Origin of the sequence: Streptomyces acidiscabies (assembly GCF_020010905.1) — a bacterium.
In the GTDB taxonomy this organism is placed as follows: Bacteria; Actinomycetota; Actinomycetes; order Streptomycetales; family Streptomycetaceae; genus Streptomyces; species Streptomyces acidiscabies.
The window spans coordinates 2432628-2456310 of sequence record NZ_JAGJBY010000001.1 but is presented as its reverse complement, the minus strand read 5'-3'; the positions used below and the strand labels follow the sequence as shown (position 1 = coordinate 2456310).

Annotated in this window: 22 protein-coding genes; 8 read left to right on the top strand and 14 right to left on the bottom strand. The window is 68.6% G+C overall.

The window, feature by feature from the left end; genetic code table 11:
• Positions 1–70 precede the first annotated feature (70 nt).
• Entirely contained in the window at positions 71–1360 is a 1290-nt protein-coding gene (locus tag J8M50_RS11470) for a polysaccharide deacetylase family protein (protein ID WP_010359282.1), read from the bottom strand.
• Positions 1361–1403: 43 nt separating this feature from the next.
• Complete coding sequence (locus J8M50_RS11465) at positions 1404–3566, bottom strand: transglycosylase domain-containing protein (RefSeq protein WP_010359283.1); 2163 nt, start codon at positions 3564–3566, stop codon at positions 1404–1406.
• Between the two features lie 262 nt (positions 3567–3828).
• On the opposite strand from J8M50_RS11465, the gene J8M50_RS11460 reads away from it, so the two are divergent.
• Entirely contained in the window at positions 3829–4035 is a 207-nt protein-coding gene (locus tag J8M50_RS11460; RefSeq protein WP_010359284.1) for an FmdB family zinc ribbon protein, read from the top strand.
• A 283-nt stretch (positions 4036–4318) separates the two neighbouring features.
• Here J8M50_RS11460 and J8M50_RS11455 read toward each other — a convergent pair whose 3' ends face one another.
• The 3 genes from J8M50_RS11455 to J8M50_RS11445 are packed head-to-tail and all read right to left on the bottom strand — an operon-like array spanning position 4319 to position 8768.
• Positions 4319–5131: a hypothetical protein gene (locus J8M50_RS11455; RefSeq protein WP_010359285.1), complete on the bottom strand. Its 813-nt coding sequence runs from the start codon at positions 5129–5131 to the stop codon at positions 4319–4321.
• The gene (locus tag J8M50_RS11450) at positions 5131–7578 is read right to left on the bottom strand and encodes a phosphoribosyltransferase (protein WP_029184535.1); all 2448 of its coding nucleotides are present in this window, start codon (positions 7576–7578) and stop codon (positions 5131–5133) included. Before J8M50_RS11450 ends, J8M50_RS11455 begins: the two co-directional genes overlap by 1 nt.
• A 26-nt stretch (positions 7579–7604) precedes the next feature.
• Positions 7605–8768 (bottom strand): HpcH/HpaI aldolase/citrate lyase family protein, encoded by a 1164-nt coding sequence (locus J8M50_RS11445; protein ID WP_010359287.1) that lies wholly within the window; start codon positions 8766–8768, stop codon positions 7605–7607.
• 184 nt (positions 8769–8952) lie between these two features.
• Between J8M50_RS11445 and J8M50_RS11440 the strand changes: the two genes are divergently transcribed.
• Positions 8953–9732, top strand: a complete 780-nt coding sequence (locus J8M50_RS11440) for a TerD family protein (RefSeq protein ID WP_010359288.1) — start codon at positions 8953–8955, stop codon at positions 9730–9732.
• 22 nt (positions 9733–9754) lie between these two features.
• Here J8M50_RS11440 and J8M50_RS11435 read toward each other — a convergent pair whose 3' ends face one another.
• The 6 genes from J8M50_RS11435 to J8M50_RS11410 all read right to left on the bottom strand — a co-directional run bounded on the left by J8M50_RS11435 (position 9755) and on the right by J8M50_RS11410 (position 14296).
• A complete protein-coding gene (locus J8M50_RS11435; RefSeq protein ID WP_010359289.1) occupies positions 9755–10492 on the bottom strand; it encodes a TerD family protein in 738 nt (245 codons plus the stop codon).
• A 137-nt stretch (positions 10493–10629) separates the two neighbouring features.
• Entirely contained in the window at positions 10630–11781 is a 1152-nt protein-coding gene (locus tag J8M50_RS11430) for a DUF475 domain-containing protein (protein ID WP_010359290.1), read from the bottom strand.
• A 48-nt stretch (positions 11782–11829) separates the two neighbouring features.
• Positions 11830–12405, bottom strand: coding sequence for a TerD family protein (locus J8M50_RS11425; protein ID WP_010359291.1), 576 nt, complete (start codon positions 12403–12405; stop codon positions 11830–11832).
• Positions 12406–12563: 158 nt separating this feature from the next.
• The gene (locus J8M50_RS11420) at positions 12564–13139 is read right to left on the bottom strand and encodes a TerD family protein (protein ID WP_010359292.1); all 576 of its coding nucleotides are present in this window, start codon (positions 13137–13139) and stop codon (positions 12564–12566) included.
• 115 nt (positions 13140–13254) lie between these two features.
• Positions 13255–13713 carry a peroxiredoxin gene (locus tag J8M50_RS11415; protein ID WP_010359293.1) on the bottom strand — a complete coding sequence of 153 codons (459 nt, stop codon included), beginning with the start codon at positions 13711–13713 and terminating at the stop codon, positions 13255–13257.
• A gap of 157 nt (positions 13714–13870) precedes the next feature.
• Complete coding sequence (locus tag J8M50_RS11410) at positions 13871–14296, bottom strand: DUF3052 domain-containing protein (RefSeq protein WP_010359294.1); 426 nt, start codon at positions 14294–14296, stop codon at positions 13871–13873.
• Between the two features lie 402 nt (positions 14297–14698).
• Between J8M50_RS11410 and aceE the strand changes: the two genes are divergently transcribed.
• Complete coding sequence (aceE, locus tag J8M50_RS11405; protein ID WP_010359295.1) at positions 14699–17431, top strand: pyruvate dehydrogenase (acetyl-transferring), homodimeric type; 2733 nt, start codon at positions 14699–14701, stop codon at positions 17429–17431.
• A gap of 85 nt (positions 17432–17516) precedes the next feature.
• Here the strand turns inward: aceE and J8M50_RS11400 are convergent, their stop codons facing one another.
• Together J8M50_RS11400 and J8M50_RS11395 are read right to left on the bottom strand one after the other, a co-directional pair.
• Entirely contained in the window at positions 17517–17813 is a 297-nt protein-coding gene (locus tag J8M50_RS11400) for a hypothetical protein (RefSeq protein ID WP_029183995.1), read from the bottom strand.
• 56 nt (positions 17814–17869) lie between these two features.
• On the bottom strand, positions 17870–18355 hold the full coding sequence (locus tag J8M50_RS11395; RefSeq protein WP_010354698.1) for a hypothetical protein: 486 nt from the start codon (positions 18353–18355) through the stop codon (positions 17870–17872).
• A 31-nt stretch (positions 18356–18386) separates the two neighbouring features.
• On the opposite strand from J8M50_RS11395, the gene J8M50_RS11390 reads away from it, so the two are divergent.
• The 4 genes from J8M50_RS11390 (at position 18387) to J8M50_RS11375 (ending at position 21154) form a co-directional block, all read left to right on the top strand.
• Positions 18387–19034: an HAD family hydrolase gene (locus J8M50_RS11390; RefSeq protein ID WP_029183996.1), complete on the top strand. Its 648-nt coding sequence runs from the start codon at positions 18387–18389 to the stop codon at positions 19032–19034.
• A gap of 153 nt (positions 19035–19187) precedes the next feature.
• Positions 19188–20231 carry a hypothetical protein gene (locus tag J8M50_RS11385; RefSeq protein WP_050987261.1) on the top strand — a complete coding sequence of 348 codons (1044 nt, stop codon included), beginning with the start codon at positions 19188–19190 and terminating at the stop codon, positions 20229–20231.
• A gap of 162 nt (positions 20232–20393) precedes the next feature.
• Complete coding sequence (locus tag J8M50_RS11380; RefSeq protein WP_050987257.1) at positions 20394–20936, top strand: DUF6415 family natural product biosynthesis protein; 543 nt, start codon at positions 20394–20396, stop codon at positions 20934–20936.
• Positions 20933–21154: a hypothetical protein gene (locus tag J8M50_RS11375; RefSeq protein WP_141655592.1), complete on the top strand. Its 222-nt coding sequence runs from the start codon at positions 20933–20935 to the stop codon at positions 21152–21154. The genes J8M50_RS11380 and J8M50_RS11375 overlap by 4 nt, the downstream gene beginning before the upstream one ends.
• Positions 21155–21271: 117 nt before the next feature.
• Here J8M50_RS11375 and J8M50_RS11370 read toward each other — a convergent pair whose 3' ends face one another.
• Complete coding sequence (locus J8M50_RS11370) at positions 21272–22759, bottom strand: MFS transporter (protein ID WP_370516663.1); 1488 nt, start codon at positions 22757–22759, stop codon at positions 21272–21274.
• A 197-nt stretch (positions 22760–22956) separates the two neighbouring features.
• Between J8M50_RS11370 and J8M50_RS11365 the strand changes: the two genes are divergently transcribed.
• Positions 22957–23583 (top strand): TetR family transcriptional regulator, encoded by a 627-nt coding sequence (locus J8M50_RS11365; protein WP_010354704.1) that lies wholly within the window; start codon positions 22957–22959, stop codon positions 23581–23583.
• Positions 23584–23683 lie beyond the last annotated feature (100 nt).

Genomic DNA, 23683 nt, shown 5'->3' with positions numbered 1-23683 from the left:
ATCCTTGCATGCCATGTGTGGCTGTTGTGAAGGGGGTTACCTTCAGGCGCGGCAAGCTGTTATGAGACCGTCACTGGACGACGGTTGACCAGTCCGGGCTCTGGGCAGGATCAAGGGTTCGGAGCCGGTCGAGGGTCCCCGGGTCCTGGACGTCCATCCAGTCCGCCAACTCCTTGAAGGACACGCACTTCACGTCCTTCTTGGTGCACACGTTCTTGATCGTCTGGTCGACGGCCCTCATGTAGACGCCGCCGTTCCAGTCCTCGAAGTGGTTGCCGATGAACATCGGCGCGCGGCTGCCGTAGTAGACCCGGTTGAAGCCCGCCATGTAGGTGTCGAGGGTCTCCCGCTCCCACTGCGGGTACTTGGCGGGGTCGCCGTTCACCTGGCCGTTGGACTGGTTGTAGAGGAAGTTGAAGTCCATCGACAGACCTTGGTACTTGCCGCCCTCGTAGGGGAGCATCTGGAGCGGGAAGTCCCAGATGCCGTCCTTCTTGTCGGGCCAGACCTGGAACTTGCCGGGCGAGCTGGCGTCGTAGCGCCAGCCGTAACTCTTCGCCGCCTTCAGCAGGTTGGGCTGGCCCTCCAGGCAGGGTGCGCGCCCGCCGGTGACCTCCTTGCGGAAGTCGAAGGGCAGCGGGTCCATCTCCTTGAAGCCGGTGTTGGTCTTCCACTTCTCCGTGAACGCGTAGAACTGGTCGATCTCGCTCTTCCACTCGGCGACGCTCCAGTCCTTGCCGCCCTTGGCCTCGCAGAAGTGCCCGTTGAAGTGGGTGCCGATCTCGTTCCCCTCCTCCCAGGCCCGGCCGAGCTGTTCGAGGGTGGTGCGGATGTGTTCGTCGGTCGCGTAGCTGATCGCGGCGCTGCCCTGCGGGTGCTGCGGGGGGTGGTAGAGGTTCTTCTTGTCCTTCGGCAGCAGGTAGATGCCGGTCAGGAAGAACGTCATGTGCGCGTTGTACTCCTGCGCCAGGCTCCGGTAGTGGGAGAAGAGCTGGTCGTCGCCCTGGAGCGCGCCGTCCCAGGAGAAGACGACGAACTGGGGTGGTTTCTCACCGGGTTTGAGCTTCTCCGGCTTCAACTGCCCTGTCTGCGGGCCGGTGTACGACGTCGACCCGTCCCCGAGCACCTTGGTCTTGCCGTCCCACGGCTCCTCCGTCTCCTTCACCGTCTGCTGCCCCTGGGGCCCCTCGGCGGCCGTCGGCGTGGTCCGGTCGGTGCCCGAGAGCACCAGGTATCCCCCGACGAGCGAGGTGACGACGAGCGCGGCGGCCAGCGAGAGGAACCCCGAACGCCGGGCCTTCACCGGGGACTTGGGACGTGCTTCGGGTGCCTTGCGGCGGCGGCCCGACGGTTGCTTCATGTGCGGCTGCTCATTCTGCTGGGGGACGGGGGCGGTCCGGTGGTCAGTCGGTACTGGTGGCCCGCGACCAGATGCGGTACGGAACGCTCTCGCCGGCACTCTTGGCGATGCCTTCCAGCGGCAGGGGTTCGAGGCTCTTGGTCAGGTCGATGCGGTAGACGACGACGGCCGTGGAGACCTTCTCGGCCGTGCCGACGAACCAGGCGGCGGTGTCCTTCTCGGTCGTCCCGGACTTCCCGGCGCCGGTCGCCGAGGGGTGGGCGGTGCGCAGCGACTCGGTCAGCGCGTCGGTCACCTGCCCGGCCACCTCCTCGCTCATCGCCCGCTGCTTCCCGGGGATCGCGAGGTCCACCTGGCCGCCGTTGCGGGTGAGTTTGCGCACCGAGTACGGCTCGGTGTGGGTGCCGCCGGCGGCGAACGTGGAGTAGCCGCTCGCCATGCGGATCGCGCTCGGCGTGGAGCTGCCCGTGGACAGGGCGGGCACCATCGCGCCGATGCTGGAGGACAACAGGCCCGAGTCCTCTGCGGTCTTGCGGACCATGTCCAGGCCGGTGTCCATGCCGAGCTGCATGAACGGCCCGTTGACACCGAGCGCGAGGGCCCGGCGCAGGCTGATCATGCCGTACGACTTCCCGCCGTCGTTCTTCGCCGCGACCGGCTTGCCGCTGCGGTCCCAGTACGGCCCCTCGGGCGTCCTGACCAGCGCGCCGTTGTTCCCGTCGTACAGGGACTGCGGGGTGACCTGCTCGACCGGACCCTCACGGGTCTTCTGTACGCCGTGTTCGAGCCCGGCCGCGTAGACGAACGGCTGGAACGCCGAACCGGCGGGCACCGTCGTGGCGTTGGACTCGTTGTAGCCCTGCGTACGGTGGTCGGGGCCCCCGTAGACGGCGATGATCCGTCCGTCCGCGCCGACCGAGGCGGCGCCGTAGTGGGCGGCCTTCGCGTTCTTCGGGTCGTCCTTCTGGGCCTGCTTGCGGGCCTTGGTGATCTCGTCGGTGAGCTCCGTCTCACGGTTCCTGTCGAAGGTCGTGTAGATCTGGTAGCCGCCGAGGTCGAAGTCCTTGTCGGAGATGTTCGCGGCCTTCTTCACATAGCTGGTCGCCAACTCGACGAGATAGTCGGTCTGTTGACCCGTGTCATAGAGCGGGTTGCGTTTGAGGGGCTCGGGGAACTGCGTGTATTTCGCGCGCTCTTCCTTGGAGAGTTTCCCGATGTCGACCATCCGGTCGAGGATCCACTTCCAGCGCACCACGGCGCGCTTGTGGTTGGCGGCGCTCAGCGTCGGGTCGTACAGGCCCGCGCCCTTGAGGAGCGCGGCAAGCATCGCGCCCTCGCTGGCGTTGAGTTCGCCGACGTCCTTGCCGTAGTACGCCTGGGCCGCGCGCTGGATGCCGTACGTACCCCGGCCGTACCAGCTGGTGTTGAGGTAGCCCTGGAGTATGTCGTCCTTGCTCATCTGGTTGTCCAGCTTGAGCGCGATCATCGCCTCGGTGAACTTGCGGCTGACCGTCTGTTCCTGGTTCAGGTAGACGTTCTTCACATACTGCTGGGTGATGGTCGATCCCCCCTGGGTATCACCCGAGCCGAGCGAGCGTACGAGGGCCCGGCTGATGCCCTTGAGGGAGATGCCGGGGTCGTTGTAGAAGTTGGCGTTCTCGGCGGCGATGGCCGCGTAGCGGACGTGCTCCGGGACGTCCTTGAGCGGCATGTCCTGGCGCTGGACCCAGCCGGTGCGGGCCATCGGGGCGCCGCTGGCCCAGAAGAAGACGTTGTCCTGCTGCTTGGCGTACGAGTTGAGGTCGGGGATGTCGGTGGCCGCGTAGGCGATGCCGAGGAGGACGACGCTCGCGCCGGTGCCGGCGAGGGTGGCGCCGGCCCACTGGCGCCACGAAGGCATCCAGCGGCGCCAGCCGTCCCGGCCCGGGCGTGGGTAGGCGGGGCGCAGGCGGCGTGCGTACGGGGCGGCTGCGCCGGCCAGGCGGCGCAGCGGGGACGGCCGGAGTTCCTTCTTGCGGTCCAGGCGGCTCGCCCGGTCGCCCTTGCCGGAAGGTTCCCCGGCCTCGGGTATCTCCAGGTCGCCTATGCGCAGTTGCATCGTCTCGTCCGCCCGGAAGGAGGCGGGGATCTTCAGCTGCATCGTCTCGTCCGGGCGCGGGACCGCGTCCGGCTTGTGGGGCCTCTCCCCCTCCCCCCGCCTGGTCACGACAGCGTCTCCCTCCGCATTCGTGGATGCCGCGCACAGGGACGCACATGACGTACGGGCGGGCTTTCGTTCACCTGGTCACGGCTGTGAAGCCCCCCACGTCCCCCCGACCTCGCGGCCCACTCAAATTACCAGTGCTCTTCGCAAGTTCTCCACACAAGAAAGTGACAGAAATGAACGCAATCAACTGCGTACGGCGGAAACCGGAGGGAGGGACTTCGTCACACGGACGTGACCTCGACCGAGCCGTTAGCCTTCTGCCATGCCTCGCTATGAATACCGCTGCCGGACTTGCGGCGATACGTTCGAGTTGTCCCGACCCATGGCTGAGTCCTCGGCTCCGGCCGACTGTCCTGCCGGTCATGGGGACACGGTGAAGTTGCTGTCTGCGGTGGCGGTGGGGGGTACGACGGCTGCGCCGAAGTCGGGCGGGGGTGGGGGATGTTGTGGCGGAGGTTGTTGCGGGTGAGGGGGTGGGGGGTGCTGTGAGAGGCCGTGTGCGGGTAGTCGGTGGCCGATCGCGCAGTTCCCCGCGCCCCTAAAAAACTGGGTGCTGGCCGTAGTCAGGTGCGGGTAGTTAGTGGCTGGCCGCACCCGAAGCACCGGCCCTCGCCACGTCTTTCAGGGGCGCGGGGAACTGCGCGAACACCCCCCACTGCCTGCACCCGAAGTCCCGACCCTCACCCCATCTTTCTCAGGGGCGCGGGGAACTGCGCGAGCAACCCACCACTACCCGCAGTCGCCCACCCCCCTCACACCCCCGACCGCACCGCCTTCAAAAACTCCCGCAAGATTCGTTCGCCGGCCAACACGCCCCGTTCCGGTAGCGCTGTCACCCCCGGGCCCATCCAACCCGTGTCCGCCAGCTCCCCATGCCCAGGCCGCCATCCGAGGTCCACGGCCTCCAAGAGGTCCGCGTCCAGCAGCGAGTCACCCGCGCCCAGGCTCAGCTTCGCCCCCGTACGCCGCAGCACCTCACGGACCGCCGCGCTCTTCGTCAGCGGCTTCGGGACCACGTAGATCTTGCGGCCCTGGAGCGACACCCCCCAGCCCAAACCCTCCGCCCACGCAGCGAGTTCCTTGACCCACTCCTCCGGCAGGAGCTCGCGTTCCACCACCAGGTACGAGAACAGGTCCTCGGCGACGCGCTGCTTGCGGAGCCATACCGGGTCGGCGGTTGTGGCCAGGTGCGCCTGGATCTCCTCGTGCGGGGCGCACTCCGCGGCGAGGCGGGACGTCACCGCCGCCTGCCAGTCGCCGTCGCTCACGCCGTCGACCAGGATGTGCCCCCCGTTCGCACAGATCGCGTACGTGGGCGCGGGCCCAGGCAGGTTGATGCGCAGGTACTGCTTGCGCGTCCGCGTCGTCGTAGGGACGAAAACCGCCATGTCCCCCAGCTCGGAGAGCAGTTGGGACGCCGTCTCCGTCATGAAGGACAGCGGACGCGCCTCATGGACCTCGACGCACAGCAGCCGGGGCGCACGCGCGTCCGGCATCGTGAGGGCGAGCGCGGACGGTGAGTAGATGAGCGTACGGTCAAGATCGCTGGCGACGAGTACCGGCATCAGACGGTCACAGCCTTCCCGTCGGCGCCGGTGGCACCGCGTGTGTACTGGGGATGGATCAAACCGACACAGGTGTACGGAAGTTCGGCGACTTCCTCGACGGGCACGCCCCGCTGCTCGGCAAGCAGACGGACAAGCCGCAGATCAGCCCCGGCCCCCGCCCGAGCGAGGATCTTCCACGGCACCCGCCGCAACAGCACCCGCGTCGTCTCCCCCACCCCCGGCTTCACGAGGTTGACGTCATGGATGCCGTACTCCTCACTGATCCGCTCGACGGCCGCCCACCCTTCCCAGGTCGGCGTCCGGTCACTGGCGAGCAGCTCCTTGACGGCGCCGTCGACGGCCTCCCCCACCTCGGCGAACCGACAGGACACCGCGTCCAGGAAGGCGACCGAGACGTCAGCCCCGGCCAACTCCCGGTAGAACTTGCCCCCGTGGAAGTCGTCCGGCCCAACCAGGTCCGCCCGCAGCACAGTTCGCGAAATCAGCCCGGACACGGTCGAGTTGAGACAGGCGGAGGGAATCAGGAAGTCCTCACGCGTGCCGTACGTCCGGACGCAGGAACCGGGGTCGGCGAGGACGGCGATCTCGGGGTCGAACCCGGCAGCGCCCCCCGCCTCCTCGAACTCCCTGATCGCGGCGGCGAGTTCCCGCGTGATCGCCCCCTTGCCGGTCCACCCGTCGACGAACACGACGTCGGCGGGGTCGTGGTGCTCGGCCAGCCAGCGCAGCGCGTTCGCGTCGATGCCCCGGCCGCGCACGATCGACACGGCGTAGTGCGGCAGGTCGAGGCCGTGCCGGTGCTGGGCCCAGCGGCGCATCAGGACGCCGACGGGGGTGCCGGCTCGGGCCAGCGAGACGAGCACCGGGTGCGGTGAGCGTTCCGCGAGGACCGTCTCCGTGACCACGCCGACCGCCTGCGCGAGGCGGGCCGCCGATTCCGTCAACGCCGTCTGGAACAGCGCCTGGTACTGCTCGGTCGGCTGGTACTCGATCGGCAGGGACTCCGCGTAGTGGGCGCCGCCGCTCTGCACCGCCTCCTCGCGTTCCTCCGTCGGCGCCTCCAAGGTGACGTCCGAGAGGTCCTGGAGGAGCCAGCCGACCTCGTCCGGGGCGTACGAGGAGAAGGCGGGGCCTCTGAGGGGGGCTTGCAGCATGGGCCTTCCCGGCAGGTAGGAGGGGATCACGGCGAGGATCACTTGCGGGGTGTGTTCGGCGAGTTGAGCCAACAGGCCGTCGGGGGCGTGGAGTTGGGGGGTGTCCGCGGTGGAGTCGACGATCACGAGGACGGCGTCGAAGTCGGCGCCGGCGATGTTGTAGACGTACCTGTCGCCTGGGCCGTCCGCCGGGTTGTCGTGGGCGGGGAAGGTCAGGCGGGTCCGTATCGCGTATCCGGGGTCGTCGACGGCCAGGACCGGGGAGCGGGTCGTCGTGGAGTAGCGGACCTCGGCGTCGGCTATGTGCTCCAGCTCGTGGGCGAGGCGGAGGGGGGCGTACATCAGCTCTTCGAAGCCGAGGACGTGGACACGGCGGGCATCGAGAGGGAGTGCCTCTGCGAGGCGGGCGGCCATCTCGGGGAGCGCGGCGTCCAGTCGTATTCGGTGTGCGGCGGTGAAGCCGTGACGGCCGCCGTCGGGGAGGTCCGCAGGCCAGTGCAGGTCGACTCTGGTGATGTTCGGCTGCGGGCCGGTGGGGGCTGATGGCACAGTTCCCTGCGCCCCTGAAAAGCCGGGCTCGTACCGCCCGACCAGTTCCTGTCCCCTCTCCAGCACCCCTTCCGGCAGCTTCACCGTTCCCGATGCCGCCGCCACGAGATCCACGCGAGCGCCGATCTCCTCCGCGAACGCCGAAAGCCTCCCCGCATCCGCCCCCGACCGCATATCCACCAGCGTCACCACCACATACCGCCCCCGGGGATACCTCTCATGCAGATCCCGGATCGTGTTCATGATCGTGTTCCCCGTCGAGAACTCGTCATCCACCAGCACCAACGGGCCGTCCCCGCCCAGCAACTCCCCATCCTCCGGCAACAACACATGCGACGTCGCATGCGAATGCGCCTCCTCGAACCCCCCGGCCCGCTCAACCCCCTCCACCGGCCGCCGAGTCGAGTGCAGGTACGTCACATCCCCGACCCCGTCCGCGACCGAGTGCCCCAGCCCCGTCGCCGTCTCCGCATACCCCACGACAACCGCCGACTCGGCATCGGTACCCAGGAGTTCGCGCACCCGGCGTCCCAGGGCGAACCCATGCCCGTACACCACCGACGGCAGCTGAGGCACATGCTTGCCCAGCACGTTGGACACCAGGAGATGCGCCCGCTTGGGGTTGCGACGCAGCGCGAGACCCAGCATCTCCGGCAGCACCGCGTCCCCCGCCAGCTCGACCCCGAGCCGTTCGGACACCCAACCGCCGGACCAGACCGCGTCGTTCACATCGCTCCTCATGAGGTCACCGAAACACAGCACAGAGCTCAGGCGGGGATCCCGGCCGCGAGCAGATCGACGAACCCGACGTCCTCGCGAGCCACCCCGAACACCTCGGCGCGCAGCATCGTGCGCTCGGCCCAGGCGCGGTGCGGCTTCACCTCGTTCATCTTGTTCGTGTACGCCGAGCGCAGGACGCCCCCGCCGCCGCGCTCGGGCCGCAGGATGTCCGCCGCGTCGCTGTACTCCTCGTGGCTGACGACGGACAGCGCGTGGACGGCCGGGACGTGCGAGGGGTGGATGCAGGTCTTGCCGAGGAGGCCGTTCGCGTGGTCCAGGGAGATCTCGCGCAGCAGCCCGTCCATCGCGTGCTCGATGAGGCGTTCGCGCAGCTCGACGGCCTCGACCTCAAGGAAGGGGCTGGTGCGCAGCTGCGGTTTGAACATCCGCTGGGGGACGCGGAAGTACTCCCAGACGGGGCCGGTGACGGTGAACCCGGTGCCGTCCGCGCGGCCGAGCATGTTGACGACGTCGGCGATGACGGACGCGACGATCTGGACGTCGTACGCGGTCATGTCGGGGGCGCGGCGCAGGCCGTACGAGGAGCAGAAGTCGGTGACGCCGAGGCGCAGCGCGAGGACGCGGTCGCGGTACTTGTCGACGGCGCGGGCGATGCCCTCCAGGGCCTCGACGCGGGTCTCGCGGTACATCAGCTCGGGCGTTTCGAGCACCGGCATCCCGAACAGCCGCTTGCCGCTGGCGAGTTCGGCGGCGGTCAGGGCCTCCAGGAACGCCGTGCCGCGCTCCTCGGTGAACTTGGGGAACACGAACCCGCTGAGCAGGGAGACAGTGGGGCCGAGGCGGCGGACGAGGTCGGGGATCTGGTCGGCCGTACGGACCCGGATGAACAGGAGGGGGAGTTCCTCGGGGCGGGTCGCGAGGTCGGCGAACTGGCGGACCAGGTTCTCCTCGCCGGCGGGCACGTCCTCGTCGCCGATGGAGTCCTCCAGGCACAGGACCATGGAGACGACGCCCTGGGTGGCCTGCTTGATCACGTCGTCCGCGAGGTGGGGGCGGGTCGCCGGGCTGTAGAGCGTGGCGCCGAGGGCCGCGGAGAGCAGGCGGGCCGGGGAGTCCGTACCGAACGCGCAGGGTTCCTGGTGGAAGAGGCGGCGCCTCTCCTGCGGGGCGATGTGCCCGAAATGACGCATGTCTACCCCCGTGACGGACGGCAAGCCTGGTGGATTCTGTGAAAACAAGTGACCGGTAATAGTACGTACCGATCGGTTCAAAAGTTCCCGCCGGGAATGAATTTCTGGTAACGCCACCCGACACCTCCGGATGGACTCCACGCCTCGGTTGTCCTGCTCAGCGGCGAGAGGGCAGGATGACGCCATGACGCACGCGATGCTGAAGGGGTCGAACGTCCCGCTCGAAGCCACCACGGTGCGCGCCGTGCTGCGCTGGACCCCCGGGCAGGGCGTTCCGAATGTCGACGCCTCCGCTCTTCTCCTGGGTTCCGACGGACGCGTGCGCTCCGACGAGGACTTCGTCTTCTACAACCAGCCCCGCCATCCCTCCGGCAAGGTCTGGCGGCTCGGCCAGAAGCGGGTCGCGGACGTCCTTACGGACACCATCCAGACCGACCTGACCGGCGTCGAGTCCGTCGTCAGCCAGATTCTGCTGGTCGCCTCCGCGGACGGGGTCACCTTCGACCACGTCCGGTCCCTCCAGATCGCGCTGTACGACGCGAACCGCGCCGACTCCGACCCGCTCGCCGTGTTCGACGTCCGTCCCGAGACGGGCGAGGAGACGGCCCTCATCTGCGGCGAGCTCTACCGCCGGGGCGAGGGCTGGAAGTTCCGCGCGATCGGCGAGGGCTACTCGAACGGGCTGGAGGGCCTCGCCGTCAACTACGGCATCTCGGTGGACGATTCGGAGCCCGAGACCCCCGAGAGCCCCGAGAGCCCGGAGACCCCACCTCAAGAGGAGCCCCCCGCGAGCCACCAGACCTTCTCCCAGCCGCTCCCCCCGGAACAGCCGCCGACGCCCCCGCAGCAGCCGGCGTACGGCTACCCGGCCTCCCTCCCGACGTACGGCCAGTCGGCACCGGCGTACGGCTACCCGCAGGAGTTCAAGATGCCGCCGCAGGGGCCTCAGTTCATCGGCCGGTAGCTCCTCGCAAGGTGACGGCGGGTCACTTCTCCGCCTTCGCCTTGTACCCCCGCCCCCACTGCAACCCCCACCCGTACAGCCGGTCCAGCTCCGCCTGGAACCCGTACACGAACCGCACCTCCCGCCGCACGATCAGCTCCCCCTTGACGTTCTCGATCATCACGACCGCGCAGGACCGCGCCTGGGGGTGCCGTTCGTCCAGCCCGACCTCTATTCGGGGCCCGTTGCTCGGGTACAGCGTGACCATCGCGTGGGTACGGTCGAACGCCGGCGTCTGGTCGTAGATGTAGACGAACACCAGCAGCCGCTTGATGTTCTCGCGGTGGTCGAGATTGACGTACATCGTCTCCCCAGACGCCGACCCGAACCGGTCGTCCCCGCTGAGCTTGACGTACGGCGCGTCGTTGACGTCGCCGAGCAGTCCGCCGAGGGGCTGTACGACGCCCTTGGAGCCGTCGGCGAGTTCGTACAGGCAGCCGAGGTCCAGGTCGACGTTGACCATGCTCTGGCTGTGCCCGACGACCTCCGGCGGCTTGAGCGCCTTGAAGGGGTGGCGCAGGAGGCTCTCGCGCTGCATCCCGCCGAAGTCGGACGTCCGCATCCGCCAGGTCAGGTTGACGCGGAGGTTGCCGGTGGCCGCGCCCTGTTTCGTCAGCGAGACCTGAGGGTGCCGTTTGCTCAGCTCGATCGCGTTGCTCGCGGCGCTGCCCGAGTCGAAGTCGGCCGCGCGGCTGCCCAGCAGGCCGTCGAAGAAGCCCATCTCCCGCCCCATGTCCTTCTCGTAGAACCCCGCGTCGTGAAATGCCCGGCGGGGCGGCCGTGTCGAACAGCCGCCCCGCCAACTAGCTTTCCTCATCCGGAAGGTGATCACACACTCCGGGTCTCACACGCCGGGTCTCAGACGCCGGAGGAGACCTCCGCCTTCGCGTCGTCAGACCCCGCCGCTTTTCCCTCGGCCGCCGCCAGCGCGCGGTTGCGGCGGACGGAGGACCAGAAGGACCAGGCGATCAGGACGACACCGATGAGGCCGGTGATGACCTCGTGGATCTGGTACTGGATGGTGACCATGAGCAGGACGGCCAGCGCGCCGATCGCGTAGTGCGCGCCGTGCTCCAGGTAGACGTAGTCGTCGAGCGTGCCCTGCCGGACCAGGTAGACGGTCAGCGACCGGACGTACATCGCGCCGACGCCGAGGCCGACGGCCATCAGGACGATGTCGTTGGTGATGGCGAACGCGCCGATCACGCCGTCGAAGGAGAACGACGCGTCGAGGACTTCGAGGTAGAGGAACATGAAGAACGCGGCGCGGCCGGCGAGCAGGATGACCGGCTTCTGCTTGCCCGCGCGCTTGGCCTCTTCCTCCTCCTCGTGCTCCCGCTCCTCCTCTTCTTCGAGCTTGCCCTCGAAGTAGCCGGAGAGGCCGCCGACCACGAGGTACGTGATCAGGCCGAGGATGCCGGAGAGGAGGACCGTCTCGGTCTTGTCGACGTGTCCGCCGCCGTGGATGTGCGCGTTGGGGGCGACCGTGAACGCGGCGGTCAGCAGGACGCCGAGCGCGATGCAGACCGACAGCATGTCGACCTTGCCGAGCTTGGCGAGCGGGCGCTCGATCCAGCCGAGCCACTGGATGTCCCGCTCCTCGAAGATGAAGTCGAGGAAGATCATCAGCAGGAACATGCCACCGAAGGCGGCGATCGACGCGTGCGCGTCGGTCACCAGCTCCTGGTAGCGGGTCTTGTCGTTGAGAGCGAGGTCGACGGCCTCGATCGGGCCCAGCTTGGCGCTGATGGCGACGATCACGACCGGGAAGACCAGGCGCATGCCGAACACCGCGATGAGCACGCCGACCGTGAGGAAGATGCGCTGCCAGAAGGCGTTCATCTTCTTCAGGATCCCGGCGTTGACCACCGCGTTGTCGAAGGACAGGGAGATCTCCAGGATGGAGAGGATCGCCACGATGCCGAGGCCGGTCCACCCGTCGTAGAGGACACCCACGGCCAGGCCGATCGCGGTGACCGCGAACGACCATCCAAAGGTTTTCAGAAGCACTGGCTACCCAATCCGTAGGTACGGGTCTCCCCCGCGCCGTACTCGGCTTTACGAAACGTTGACTCCGAAGTCTAGAGCGATGCCCCGCAAACCCGACGCGTACCCCTGTCCCACTGCACGGAACTTCCACTCCCCCTGGTAGCGGTACAGCTCACCGAAGATCATCGCGGTCTCCGTGGAGGCGTCCTCGGAGAGGTCGTAGCGGGCCAGTTCCTGGCCGTCGGCCTGGTTGACGACGCGGATGAACGCGTTCGCGACCTGGCCGAAGGTCTGGCCGCGTGCGTCGGCCTCGTGGATCGAGACCGGGAAGACGATCTTGTCGCAGTGGGCGGGCACCTTGGGGAGGTCGACGATCAGCGACTCGTCGTCGCCCTCGCCCTCACCGGTCAGGTTGTCGCCGGTGTGCTCGACCGAGCCGTCCGGGCTCTTCAGCTGGTTGTAGAACACGAACCACTCGTCGCCCAGCACCCGGCCGTTGCTGCACAGCAGCGCGCTGGCGTCGAGGTCGAAGGGTGCGCCGGTGGTCGAGCGTGCGTCCCAGCCGAGTCCGACCAGCACTTGCGTGAGGTTCGGAGCGGCCTTGGACAGGGAGACGTTTCCCCCCTTGGCGAGCGTGACACCCATGTTGCTGTCCTCCCCTGGTGGTACTTCTCCGGTTGTCCTGCACGCGGGACGCCGTCCCCAAACGCCGTGTACGGCGTCGTACGGCGGTGTATGGCCTCGTACGCCCGTACGGGCCGGGTACGGGGCTGGATACGGCGTCCCGCGCGCGGGAGGGGGCGTCAGACGTTGACGCCGAAGTCCTGGGCGATGCCGCGCAGGCCCGAGGCGTAGCCCTGGCCGATGGCGCGGAACTTCCACTCCGCGCCGTGCCGGTACAGCTCGCCGAAGACCATCGCGGTCTCCGTCGACGCGTCCTCGGAGAGGTCGTAGCGGGCGAGCTCGGTCTCGCCCGCCTGGTTCACGACGCGGATGAACGCGTTGCGGACCTGGCCGAAGGACTGCTGGCGGTTCTCGGCGTCGTAGATCGAGACCGGGAAGACGATCTTGTCGACGTCGGCCGGGACGCCGGCGAGGTTGACCTTGATCTGCTCGTCGTCGCCCTCGCCCTCACCGGTGATGTTGTCGCCGGTGTGCTCGACCGAGCCGTCCGGGCTCTTGAGGTTGTTGAAGAAGACGAAGTTCGCGTCGCTGGCGACCTTGCCGGACGAGTCCACCAGCAGCGCGCTGGCGTCCAGGTCGAAGTCGGTGCCGGTGGTGGTGCGGACGTCCCACCCCAGACCGACGATGACCGCGGTCAGGCCCGGGGCCTCCTTGGTCAGCGAGACATTGCCGCCCTTGCTGAGGCTGACTCCCACGAGTCCTCCATTGGGTTCCTGGGGCGGGGAGCCCCGTCGTACGTCGGATATGCCGGATCAACGATCCGATCCTAGTGACGGGTTCCCGCACCCCGCAGGCCCAGGCCCGGAACAATCACAGGGTGTCGAGAGCCTTGACATAGTCGCCGAGGTCCCGGGCGTCGGGGAGGGCGTTGACGATCGTCCAGCGGACGGTGCCGGTCTTGTCGATGACGAACGTGCCGCGTACCGCGCAGCCCTTGTCCTCGGCGAAGACGCCGTACGCGCGGGAGACCTCGCCGTGCGGCCAGAAGTCGCTGAGCAGGGGGTACTCCAGGCCCTCCTGCTCGGCGAAGACGCGCAGGGAGTGGATGGAGTCGTTGGAGACGGCGAGGAGCTGGGTGTCGCGGTCCTCGAACGTCGGCAGGTTGTCCCGCAGTTCGCACAGTTCGCCGGTGCACACGCCGGTGAACGCGAAGGGGTAGAAGAGCAGCACGACGTTCTTGCCGCCCCGGAAGTCGGAGAGCTTCACGGTCGCGCCGTGGTTGTCCTTGAGCTCGAAGTCCGGAGCCGTCTCGCCGACCTGGATCACCATCGGGATCTTTCCCTTCGCTGGGCTGTTCGGGGGATCACAGCGTACGGCGAAGGGGGTGGCGGGATTTTGGGAGGGCTCGGCGGGATGCGGGTGCGGTCGAGTTCCGGGTGATCCCCGGAGGGGGTCCGCACCCGCTTCCGTCAGCTGTGGGCGGGGCTCAGCGCTTGGCGCCCTTCGGGGGCAGGAGGCGGGTCGCCACCCAGTCCTTGCCCGCATTGACGCTCTTGGACTGCGACAGTCCGGCCGTCTGCGCGGCGTCGTTGATGTCGCTGGGCTCGATGTAGCCGTCACGCCCGGTCTTCGGGGTGAGGAGCAGGATCGTCCCGGCCTCCTCCAGGTACCCGATGGCGTCGACGAGCGCATCCGTCAGGTCACCGTCGTCGTCCCGGAACCAGACCACCACGGCGTCAGCGACGTCGTCGTAGTCCTCGTCCACCAACTCGGTGGTGGTGGCCTCCTCGATGGCCTCGCGGAGCTCCTGGTCTACGTCCTCGTCGTAGCCGATCTCCTGGACCACCTGGCCGGGCTGGAAACCCAACCTGACGGCCAGGCTCGTCTCCGCGTGGTCCGCGGTCGCGCTCACGGTCTGCCTCCTGATCATGTTCTTTCGATGACAACTAGGCCACGCGTACGCGCGTGGTGTTGGCCGTAGTCCACACGGGCGGGGCGGATCGCGCAAGTACCCGGCGATTCGGACCGCCTAAACGGTGACGATCCGGGCCGTGTCGCCGCAACTCCCGTCAAGGTTTCCACAGCAAAGGTGACACACACCACACCTTTCTGCCCTGTTTGCGCGTTTGGAAATCGCCGACTCGCAGAAGGGCACCGTTACCCCGGTGTACACCCCAGGGGTTACCTCACGGTAGAGATGACGTTTGACTCCCCGAGGTACACGATGGGGAACGGTGTGGCAGCAGGCAGAGACCACCAGCGGCTCCCAGGGCTCCCCGGCCCCGCGGCGGCCCTCCGACAGGTAAGGAACAGCGTGGCTTCCGGATCCGATCGCAATCCGATCATCATTGGCGGCCTTCCGAGTCAGGTGCCTGACTTCGACCCCGAGGAAACGCGGGAGTGGCTCGACTCCCTCGACGCCGCCATCGACGAGCGGGGCCGCGAGCGCGCCCGCTACCTGATGCTGCGGCTCATCGAGCGGGCCCGTGAGAAGCGCGTCGCCGTCCCCGAGATGCGCAGCACGGACTACGTCAACACGATCCCCACCAAGAGCGAGCCGTTCTTCCCGGGCAACGAGGAGATCGAGCGCCGGATCCTCAACGCGACCCGCTGGAACGCCGCGGTGATGGTCTCCCGCGCCCAGCGTCCGGGGATCGGCGTCGGCGGCCACATCGCGACGTTCGCGTCCTCCGCGTCCCTGTACGACGTCGGCTTCAACCACTTCTTCCGCGGCAAGGACGAGGGCGACGGCGGCGACCAGGTCTTCTTCCAGGGCCACGCCTCCCCCGGCATCTACGCCCGCGCGTTCCTCCTCGACCGCCTCTCCGAGCAGCACCTCGACGCGTTCCGCCAGGAGAAGTCCCGCGCCCCGTACGGCCTTTCCTCGTACCCGCACCCGCGCCTGATGCCGGACTTCTGGGAGTTCCCGACCGTCTCGATGGGCCTCGGCCCGATCGGCGCGATCTACCAGGCCCGCATGAACCGGTACATGCACGCCCGCGACATCGCCGACACCTCGAAGTCCCACGTCTGGGCGTTCCTCGGCGACGGCGAGATGGACGAGCCGGAGTCGCTGGGCCAGTTGACGATCGCCGCCCGCGAGAACCTCGACAACCTGACCTTCGTCGTCAACTGCAACCTCCAGCGCCTCGACGGACCCGTACGCGGCAACGGCAAGGTGATCCAGGAGCTGGAGTCCGTCTTCCGGGGCGCCGGCTGGAACGTCATCAAGCTGATCTGGGACCGCAGTTGGGACCCGCTGCTCGCGCAGGACCGCGACGGCATCCTCGTCAACCGGATGAACACGACGCCGGACGGCCAGTACCAGACGTACGCCACCGAGTCCGGCGCCTACATCCGCGACCACTTCTTCGGCGACGACCAGCGGCTGCGCGCGATGGTCGAGGGCATGTCCGACGACCAGATCCTGCACCTCGGGCGCGGCGGGCACGACCACAAGAAGATCTACGCCGCGTTCAAGGCCGCCGTCGAGCACACGGGTCAGCCGACGGTGATCCTGGCAAAGACCGTCAAGGGATGGACACTCGGCCCCAACTTCGAGGGCCGCAACGCCACCCACCAGATGAAGAAACTGACGGTCGCCGACCTCAAGGGCTTCCGTGACCGGCTCCATCTCCCCATCTCCGACCAGCAGTTGGAGTCCGGCCTGCCGCCGTACTGCCACCCGGGGCGGGACTCGGAGGAGATCCAGTACATGCACGACCGCCGCAAGTCGCTGGGCGGGTACGTCCCGACGCGCGTCGTGCGCGCGAAGCCGCTCGCGCTGCCGGACGACAAGGCGTACGCGAGCGTGAAGAAGGGCTCCGGCCAGCAGTCCATCGCCACCACCATGGCGTTCGTCCGGCTGCTCAAGGACCTCATGCGGGACAAGGAGTTGGGCCGCCGCTTCGTCCTCATCGCGCCCGACGAGTACCGCACGTTCGGCATGGACTCCTTCTTCCCGAGCGCGAAGATCTACAACCCGCTCGGCCAGCAGTACGAGTCCGTCGACCGTGAACTCCTGCTCGCCTACAAGGAGTCGCCGACCGGGCAGATGCTCCACGACGGCATCTCCGAGGCGGGCTGCACGGCGTCCCTGATCGCGGCGGGCTCCGCGTACGCCACGCACGGCGAGCCGCTCATCCCGGTGTACGTCTTCTACTCGATGTTCGGATTCCAGCGCACCGGCGACCAGTTCTGGCAGATGTCGGACCAACTCGCGCGCGGATTCGTCCTCGGCGCGACCGCCGGGCGTACGACGCTGACCGGCGAGGGCCTCCAACACGCCGACGGACACTCCCAGTTGCTCGCCTCCACGAACCCCGGGTGCGTCGCCTACGACCCCGCGTACGGGTACGAGATCGCCCACATCGTCCAGGACGGGCTACGGCGGATGTACGGGCCCGACAGCGAGGACGTCTTCTACTACCTCACCGTCTACAACGAGCCGCTCCAGCACCCCGCCGAGCCCGACGACGTCGACGTCGACGGCATCCTCAAGGGCATCCACCGCGTCTCCGCCGGTACGGCAGGCTCGACGCCGGCCCAGATCCTGGCCTCCGGTGTCGCCGTCCCGTGGGCCCTCGAAGCGCAGCGCATCCTCGCCGAGGAGTGGAACGTCCGCGCCGACGTCTGGTCGGCCACGTCCTGGAACGAACTGCGCCGCGAGGCCATCGACGTGGAACGCCGCAACCTCCTGCACCCCGAGGAGGACGCGCGCGTCCCGTACATCACCCGCAAACTCTCCGGCGCCGAGGGCCCGTTCGTCGCCGTCTCCGACTGGATGCGCTCGGTCCCCGACCAGATCGCCCGCTGGGTCCCCGGCCCCTACCAGTCCCTCGGCGCGGACGGCTTCGGCTTCGCGGACACGCGGGGTGCGGCCCGTCGGTTCTTCCACATCGACGCGCAGTCGATCGTGCTGGGGGTTCTCACGGAGCTGGCGAAGGAGGGGAAGGTGGAGCGGTCGGCGTTGAAGCAGGCGATCGAGCGGTACCAGCTGCTGGACGTGGCGGCGGCTGATCCCGGCGCTGCGGGGGGCGACGCGTAGAACTCACCGCCCGTCGGGGAACGGGGCGGCCGCCGGAAAACGGGGCGGCCGTCGGGGAGCGGGGCGGCCGTCGGGGAGCGGGGCCCTACATCCACCCGTTCCCCGACGCCCCGGCGAACCACAACACGGCGAGCAGGGTGTCCAGTCCGCCGAGAATCACCGCGACGAGCGGGGCGACACCCCGGGACACCCACCTCCGCCCCATGGCCAGCCACCCGCACACCATGGCGACGGGCCCCAGCACAATCCCGAGCACGAAGAACCCGGCGACCGCACACACCGCCCCCACGATCCCGAGCGTCACACGATCCGGCCCGCTCCCTGACCTCATCCGGCCACGCGAACGGGGGTACTTACGCGCCCCGTGCCCAAACCCCGACATGAGTCAACTCCCTTGCCTGTGGGGCTGTTTCACGTCGGGTACCCGCTGAGGCCGGTTCATTCCTGCCGAGCGACTCCCTGCGGCCACACCACGTCCACCGGCACTCCAGCCGCACGCGCCTCCACAACGGTGTCGGCGGTACCGCCACCCTTCCCGGTCGGCGCCGCCCCGTCCCAGACGGCGACGATCCGCTCGGCCCGCTGGATGAGAACGGCGTTGGCGGCCTCGTACGCGTGGCGGTCGGCGGTCTCGTGCGGCATGACGACAATTTCGTCGGCGGCTTCCAGGAGCCGGTCGAAGAGGTCCGCGTGGTCGGCCTTCACCTTCTTCGCGCGGTAGTCCTGGGAGGGGATGACGACGACAAGCCGTCCGCCGACAGCGAGCACGGCCTCGGCGAACAGCGCATCGGCTCCCTCCGCGATACACGAAACCCCGACGAGATCCCCGGCGTACCCCGCGAGCAACTCCCCCAACGCCTCCCGCACCAACGGCACGCTCCCCTCCGTCAGATTCATGTGCCCGGTCACCGCGATCGTGGTCACGCCGCTCCTCCAACCCCTGTAGTTTCCCAGCGTGCTGGAAACCATCGTGCTGGACGTGGGCGAAACCCTCACCCGAGACGACCGCTACTGGGCAGCCTGGGCCGACTGGCTGGACATCCCCCGCCACACCCTCTCCGCTCTCGTCGGAGCCGTGGTGGCTCAGGGCCAGGACAACGCGGAAGCGCTACGGCTCGTCCGTCCCGGCATCGACATCGCGGCCGAGTACCGCAGACGCGCGGCGGCGGGCCGGGGAGAACGCCTCGACGGGACGGACCTCTACGACGACGTCCGCCCCGCCCTGACGGCACTGCGCGAGGCAGGCGTACGCGTGATCGTCGCAGGCAACCAGACGGCCCTGGCCGGGGACCTGCTCCGCGCCCTGGACCTCCCGGCGGACCTCATCGCCACGTCGGAGGAATGGAAAGCCGCGAAACCCCAACCGGCCTTCTTCGAGAAGGTGTTGGAGGTGTCCCAGTCCCCCGCCGACCGCACCCTCTACGTCGGCGACCACCCGGCGAACGACATCTTCCCCGCCAGAGCAGCCGGGTTGAGGACGGCACACCTACGCCGGGGTCCCTGGGGGCACTTCTGGGCCGACGCTCCCGAGGTCGTCGCGGCGGCGGACTGGCGCATCGACAGCCTCACGCAACTCGTCGACATCGCGAGGCATGACGCATAACCCTCGCTGTTCCCGAAGGCGTTGGGGCCGTTTCCGTACACGGAGGGTTCCTGCACGGATACGGTTCGCGGTGGATGCGCCGAGCCAGGAGCCAGCTTGTCTGCACACGTCCGAGGCGGGGTGGGTGGTCGCGTCGCCTACTACCGCAGCATCATGCGACCCAAGATGTCCCAACGGGACCTCGCGGACGCCCTCGGTGTGGACCCTTTCCTGCTCCTGTTCGGACGCGGCGCTCCGCACACCGCCGTCCACGCTGCATTGCCGGCGCTTTCCGCAGCGTTGGCCACGCAGGAGATCCCGGAGGACGGCGTGGTGCGTCCCTTGCGAGAGCTGCGTGCGGATGTCGACGCCACCGTGGACTGGAGACTCACGGCGCACTACACCCGTATCGCCCGAAGACTGCCTGGCCTCTTGGCCGAACTCGCCCGTGCCCGCCACCAGTTCGACGGGTCCGACCGTGCCGCACTCGCGGCTCTGCTGGTCACGGCATGCCGCTCGGCGGACGCCGCCGCCTTCAAGGTGGGCGCCTGGGACCTCTCCGCCCGGCTGATCGACCTCATGCGCAGCATCGCTCCTGACGCGGACGACCCACTGCTGACAGCCTCCGTGGCCTACGTGCGTACCGAGACGTTCTTCGCCGCGTCCGCCCATACGGCGGGTCTGCGGGCCTTGGAGCAGGCGCTCGACGCGGCACCCGCACCGGCCACGGCAGAAAGGGCCGCGGCTCGGGGAGCACTCCACATGAGGGCGGCCGTCATCGCGGGCCGAGCGGGTGACATCGCCGCCACTCACATGCATCTCACCGAGGCCCATGCCCTCGCAGACCAGGTCCCTGAGGCCGTCTACCACGGCACCGCGTTCGGCCCCGACTCCGTACGTGTCCACGAAGTCTCCGTCGCTGTCAGCCTCGGGCACGACCATGTCGGCAGGGCACTGGAAGTGGCGCGCGAGTGGAAGCCCCCGATCGACCTTCCCGCAGAGCGGCGGAGCGGTTTCTACATCGACCTGGTCCGCGCGTACTTGTGGTCAGGACAAGCCGACCGCTCCTTCGAGGCTCTCAAAGCGGCCCGCCGCATCGCCCCTCAGCACACCCGGGAACACCCGTGGGTCCGCGAGGACGCGGGAACCCTCCGACGCCTCAAGCGAGCCGATTCCGAGGCCCTCACCGCATTCGCCGAGTGGTGCTCCGCCCTCTGACGGCGTGTACCCCGCACAGGGGTACTTGTGGCTGCCGCCCGCCTTCACCATCTGTCGTGCGACGGTGAGGCGTGCTTCGACCGCGGAGACGTGACCAGGTACCTGCGGATGCCGACCCGTGCCTGACCAGGACTGCGTCGAACGCCCGAGGAGCACTGACAGTTGGACAGCACAACCCCGCTCGAAGCCGAAGCCCGCCCGCCGAAGCCCCGTATGACGGTGCATGTGTTCACCGTCGACCGGTACGGCCGTGTCACCCGCGATCTCGGTATCCGCAATGTGTCGGTCGAACCGGACACACCCCCCGAGCCGCTTCCCCTGAAGTTCCCGGCGTGCGCGTGCCCGCGTCACCGGACGGCCGTCACCGGCAAGGGAGTTGCCCAGCCGCCGACGGTTCACGCGGTGCGTGCCGAGGCCGGTTGGTTTCTGGAGCAGCAGTCGCTGCCTCGGCATCAGACGGTGGCCGGGTTCGGGCGGGACTTCGCCGCCTGTATCGCCGAGTTGATCCCCCGGGTCGAGCGGGCCGCCCGGGAACAGGGCCGGGCGGAGACCGTCTCGGCCGTCGTCGCCGACGCCCGGCGCCGGCTCGGTGTCTCCCGGCAGCCCGGGCTGGTCGGTGAGGTGACGCGGGTCAAGGGCTTGGCTCAGTGTGTCGTGGCGTTGGGTGAGTACTACGACGTACTCGTCCAGGAGGCGCGTACGTGAACAGGCGCCTGCTGGCCGTCGCGTATCTGACGGTCCTGGTGGCCCTGGCCTGGGGAATCGCCGATGCCGGGGGTACGTCGCGACTCTCGCCGGATTCCGTGTCGCACAAGGACGGACGCCGCCATGAACCCGGATATCCCAGAGCGGCACCCCCCGCCCCCGCCCAGGGCCGCAGCGCGCTATCCCCCTCCGGCAGCGCGCCGCAGCCCTGGGCCTGACCCACTGTGACGCGCGCCGCGAACCGTTCGCGAGGAACCTTTAGCAAAGTCACCCTGATTGGGGAACTTCCTTGACGTTGCGTCAGTTTCGTTGACGGGGAGGGAGTTGACGGGGTGTCAGATGTGGACCCCACCCCCGGCGGCGTCCGCGTTCTCCCCCCGCTTGGTCAACAACGCCACCAGCACGGCGAACACCGCCACCCCAGCGGCAACCAGCGACGCGAGGCTCATCCCCGAGATGAACGTCTCATGCGCCACGTCGGCGATCTTCGCCGCAACCGCGTCCGGCGTCCCCGGAGCCACCGGCGCCGCCCCCACCTGCACCGCCTCGGCGGTCCGGTCGAGCTGGGCCGGGGTCAGGTCGGGGAGCCCGGCCGCCTTCCAGTTGCCCGGCAGCGCGCTGTCCACCTTGGAGGCCATGACCGCGCCCAGGACGGCCGTACCGAGGCTGCCGCCGATCTGCATGGCCGCCTGCTGAAGACCCCCGGCGACCCCGGAGAGCTCCATGGGCGCGTTGCCGACGATGACCTCCGTCGCTCCGACCATGACCGGCGCGAGGCCGAGGCCGAGGAGGGCGAACCAGATGGACATGGCGAGGCTGCCGGTGTCCGTGTCGAGGGTGGAGACGCCGTACATGGCGACAGCCGTGCAGGCCATGCCCCCGGCGAGGGGGATCCGGGGCCCGAAGCGAGTGATCATCACACCGGCGAGAGGGGAGCCGACGATCATCATCCCGGTGAGCGGGAGAAGGTGGAGCCCCGCGTCGATGGGACTGAGCCCGTGGACGTTCTGGAGGTAGAACGTCACGAAGAAGAGGCCGCCCATGAAGGCGATGGCCATGAGGACCATCAGCACCACACCGGCCGAGAGCGGTACGGAACGGAAGAGGCCGAGCGGGATCAGCGGCTCCTTGACCTTGGTCTCCCAGAACGCGAAGGCCCCGAACCCGGCGACGGCGACCGCGAGGAACGTCCAGGTCAGCCCGCCGCCCCAGCCCCACTCGGGCGCCTTGATGAGGGCCCAGACGAGACAGAACATGGCGCCGGAGAGCAGCCCGATACCGGGCAGGTCGAAGGACCGGGGCGCGTTGTCGGCGCGGTGGTCGAGGAGAATCGTCACGCCGAGCACCACGGCGATGACCCCCACCGGCACGTTGATGAAGAACACCGACTGCCAGCTGACGTGCTCGACGAGCACCCCGCCGAGGATCGGCCCGCCCGCGGTGGACGCCCCGATGACCATGCCCCAGATCCCGATGGCCATGTTCAGCTTCTCGGCGGGGAAGGTGGCCCGCAGCAGCCCGAGCGCCGCAGGCATCAGCAGCGCCCCGAACAGCCCTTGCAGGACACGGAAGACGACGACGGCGGAGACGCTGGAGGAGAGGCCGATCGCGCCGGAGGCGAGGGCGAAACCGGCCACGCCTATGAGGAAGGTCTGGCGGTGCCCGAAGCGGTCGCCGAGCTTGCCCGCGGTGATGAGGGCGACCGCGAGCGCGAGGAAGTAGCCGTTCGTGATCCACTGGACCTGCGCGAACGTCGCGCCGAGGTCCTTCTGGATGGCCGGGTTGGCGATGGCCACGATGGTGCCGTCCAGGGCGACCATCATGACCCCGACCGCGACGGTGATCAGCGTGAACCAAGGGTGGCCGCGCAACCCCGCGCCGGGCGGCGAACCCGCCGGGGCCGTCGGCGCCCCGTCCCCGTGGCCCGCCGCTTCAAGAGTGGTCTGACTAGTCATGCCTCCACGCTAGTGACAGCCACTGACAATTGACGAACCTCTCCACAAGCCGGTGACTGACACATATGCCCACCCTCCGCGAACGCAAGAAGCAACACACCAGAGACGCCCTGGTCAGAGCCGCTCTCACGCTCTTCACGACCCAGGGCTTCGAACGCACGACGGTCGACGAGATCGTGGACGCCGTCGAGGTCTCGCAGCGGACCTTCTTCCGCTACTTCGCGAGCAAGGAGGCGGTCGCCCTCTTCGTCCCGGGCATCGCCGAGGACCACTTCGTACGGTGCCTGCTGGAGCGCCCGGCGCCCGAGCACCCCTTCGAGGCGATGAGCGAGGCGCTCAAGGAGAGCCTCGCGGCGCTGGACGAGGCGATCGAGAGCGTCGTACCGATGGAGCTGCACATGCGGGGCTACCGGCTGATCGAGGAGACGCCCGCGCTGCTCGCGGCGCATCTGCGGCGCTCGGCGGAGCTGGAGGAGCGGGTCGCGGAGATCATCGCCGGGCGCGAGGGGACCGACCTGGCCACGGACCCCCGGCCGCGTCTGGTCGTCGCGCTGTTCAGCGGGGTGGTCCGGGTCGCCGAGCGGGACTGGGCCGGGGAGGCGGGGATGGACCTGGCGGCGATGCGGGAGCGGACCGCGCGGTACCTCGATCAGGTGGGTCCTGAGCTGATCGGCGGCTGGCGAAAGGGCTGATGGCGGGCCCGAGTTGGCTGTTCGAAGCGTTTCCCATACGGCCGGTCACCAAAACGTGATACCTGTCACTCGCGGCCCCCGAGACCCTTCCGTTCTCCTA